At 62.5% G+C, this 3190-nt stretch carries 2 protein-coding genes and 1 pseudogene; 2 read left to right on the plus strand and 1 reads right to left on the minus strand.

Going from position 1 to position 3190, the window contains the following annotated elements:
- A pseudogene (locus AC0AP0_RS10840) lies at positions 1–264 on the plus strand (ABC transporter ATP-binding protein); the annotation flags it as partial.
- A gap of 558 nt (positions 265–822) precedes the next feature.
- On the opposite strand, the gene AC0AP0_RS10845 reads toward AC0AP0_RS10840, so the two are convergent.
- Entirely contained in the window at positions 823–1887 is a 1065-nt protein-coding gene (locus AC0AP0_RS10845; RefSeq protein ID WP_490430471.1) for an alpha-arabinofuranosidase, read from the minus strand.
- 176 nt (positions 1888–2063) lie between these two features.
- On the opposite strand from AC0AP0_RS10845, the gene AC0AP0_RS10850 reads away from it, so the two are divergent.
- Positions 2064–3020, plus strand: a complete 957-nt coding sequence (locus tag AC0AP0_RS10850) for a TatD family hydrolase (RefSeq protein WP_490430472.1) — start codon at positions 2064–2066, stop codon at positions 3018–3020.
- Positions 3021–3190: the final 170 nt, after the last annotated feature.

The raw sequence follows: 3190 nt of genomic DNA on the forward strand, positions 1-3190 counted from the left end.
CACCGGCTGTCCACCATCGAAAATGCGGACCAGATCTTCTACATCGATCACGGGCAGATCGTGGAGCATGGCACCCATGAGGAGCTTCTGGCCAAGAGAGGCGCCTACTACCGGCTGCACGAGTCCCAGTACGCCATGATCCGCACAGCCAATGGCGACCAGACGCAATCGACACAGCCGGACCATGCCGATACGAACAAAGCTGAGGGTGATGCGGGACAAGGCAGCCAGGTTCAGGAGGATTCGGTTGCCTCTGCCCAATAGCAGACTGACCCATTCGTTATCGATATCTCGGCAGCATTGGCGACAAGTGCAAAACCAACAGGATCGGCTGCCAGGCCGTCGATGGGGCCGACCCTTACGGGTATCTGATAGTGCACTTCATTGAAGACCCGTCTGGGTATGCCGTGCCTCCATTTTGACCTGTCGTGAGGTGACGAGTCCATGAGCTGGGATTCACTGTACGGAGGCAGGAAGCTGCTGACCTCGCACTGGGCATCACTTGCCTGCGGGATTCCCCACATGGTGCGTTGCCCGCGCAACGGTCGGGTTTATGGCATGGTACCGATCTGTGGCTGTTCGACGACGATCAGTCGCGCAGGGTAATGGCTGGGAGCACTGGTACCGCTATGGCAGCAATTTGGTCCACTGACGATCTGATCTAGCGGTGGGGTGCGCCTCCCACTGTCATGATGATGGGCTGGGCCTACTGCACTTGGCCGGGTCTGGCTGCGCCGCTCTTGGCAGCCGTGTCGCCCGACTATTTCCGGATATGGTTGACAGGTATGGACCTGCGCGTGCTCGAACCCGCCAAGAAGCCGCTTAGCGGGTCAGGGTCCGCTTCAGAATCCGATACTCGCTCTCGGTAATGGGCATGATGGATCCGTGCCGCTTGGTCAGCCGGCCGAAGTTCATGTCCGTGACTAGGGCCCAGTCCTGCTGCTCTCTGGAAGACAGATCAGCCGAACGGAAGGGCAGGTAGCCCCGGCCCTCGGCGAACTGGTCACAGATCAGGCCGAAAGGCATGGCCCGGCCGTCGGATCCTGTGGCGTCAGCATCGTTGTAGAGAAAGAGTTCGGGGCCCTCCAGATAACGCGAGGAGTAGCGTCCCTGGCCGAAGATGTCGGTCAGATTGGACAAGTAGGACCAGGCTTGGTCATCGTCCGTGCGCACCAACTCATGGGTGACCGCATAGGGGTTCCGGGTGCGTTCCAGGGTGATCTGGTCATCCTTGGAGGCCCGGTACCACCAGCCGTCGGGCGCCTTGAGCATGGTTGTGTCGATGATCCCGTTGCCGCGGTCGATCCACTTCACCGGGCGGGAGAAGGTGATCAGGTCAGCGCTGGTGGCGTAGTACATGTTGATGCCGTCGCCCAGCTCGTTGGCCAGGTCGGATGCGGCCGGATCCTCGGCGCTGTTGGCGGCAGCCGTGGCCCAGAAGACTATCCATTGCTTCCTGTCGGCATCCCAGCAGGCCTCCGGCGCCCAGGCCATGCCGGCCTTGGGAATGGCCGAGGCCACATCCACCAGGCGCGGTCTGCCCCAGTGGGCCAGGTCAGGCGAATCCCAGATGACCAGGCCGGTGGATCCGTCCACGGTGGCCCGGCCTTCCTGCCAGCCGCCCCTGTGGTAGACGGACAGGTCGGTGGCGATGATATGGAAGAGACCGTCAGGTCCTCGCACGACATAGGGGTCGCGCACGCCACCTTCGCCTTCGCTCCAGGTCAGCACCGGGTCTCCTTGGGCCCGCAGGTCATGCCAGTGCAGGCCATCGCGGCTGAGGGCGAAGTAGAGCTGCTCGTCCGTCTCGGCCTGTTCGTGCCCAGTGAAGTGGACGAAGAGGTAGGCGCTGGTCGCCTCGAACGAGGGTTGCCAATCCGTAGACATGTTCCACCTTTCCTGCTTACGGCAACGGTACCGTGGCGGCGGGCGCTTCTTTGCCCTTCCGTTCCGGCCGTTCCATGGCCGTCATGGGCGATTCTAGCGGCCGGCGTTCCATTTGTCGGCACCGTCCGTCCGGGCGGGTCGCAGTTTGGGTCGCACTGGACCTTAGACTGTGGATCATGAGCAGACATCACCGTGACCGCAGCTGGGCTCCCGACCCCGAGCCGCTGCCCGAAGGCATTGGAGTCATCGACGATCACACCCACATGGCTTCTGTGGTCCCCTTTGCCCAGGAGATGGATCGGCAGGCCAGGGAGCGCGGGCAGGATCCGGTCCCCGTCCGCTCGGTCGACCAGCAGCTGGAAAGGGCCCGGGCAGTAGGCGTGGTCGGTGCTATCGACGTGGGCTGTGAACTGCCCAATCTGCAGACGGCGGTGGACCTGGCCCTGGCACATCCCGGGGTGGTCCACGCGGCCCTGGCCATCCATCCCAATGAAGCCGTCCTGCACGGCCACCGAGGGGTGCCGGGACCGGACGGACTGCCTCTGAAATATCAGCCCTGGCATGAAGTTTCTTTCGAGCAGGCGCTTGAAGAGGTTGCCCGCCTGGTTCACGCGTATCCCGACCAGGTGGTGGCCATCGGGGAGACGGGCATGGACCTCTTCCGAACTGGACATGGAGCCGAAGAGATTCAACGGCAGGCCTTCCGCGATCACATCGCCCTGGCTAAGGAGCTGGATCTGCCCATGCAGATCCACGACCGCGACGCCCACCGGCAGGTCATTGAGACCCTGCTGGAGGATGGCGCTCCCGAGCGCACGATCTTCCACTCCTATTCGGGGGATGCGCAGATGGCTCAAGTTGTCGCCGAGCACGGCTGGTATCTAAGTTTCTCAGGGACGGTCTCCTACAAGGGCAACGAGGGAATCCGCCAGGCCCTGTCCGTGGTCGGCATGGACCACATCATGGTGGAGACCGATGCACCATACCTGAGTCCTATGCCCTACAGGGGACGCACTAACTCCCCCTACATGATTCCTTATACCCTCCGGGCCATGGCCGATGCCTTGGATTGCCCCCTGGCCCAGGTGGCTAAAGCGACGGCAGCCACCACGCGCCGGGTTTACGGCTTGTAAAGGAGGTCCGACGGATGGTGCCAGACCGGGATTAAGCTAATGGTGTGTCGCGGTCTGAATCGCCCCTGCCGAGTGTGGGGGGAGAGTGCTACGGTTGTCGTCGCACGTGTGCGCGAACAGCAACATACGGCACCCGGAAGTAGATGAGTGAAGGCATTGGCCGATGGAGG

The sequence above is a fragment of the Bifidobacterium sp. POST2/T3 (B1) genome (genome assembly GCF_058197115.1).

Coding starts and splice junctions, on each gene's coding strand:
- AC0AP0_RS10845 (WP_490430471.1), bottom strand. CDS start 1,887: ATGTCTACGGATTGGCAACCCTCGTTCGAGGCGACCAGCGCCTACCTC.
- AC0AP0_RS10850 (WP_490430472.1), top strand. CDS start 2,064: ATGAGCAGACATCACCGTGACCGCAGCTGGGCTCCCGACCCCGAGCCG.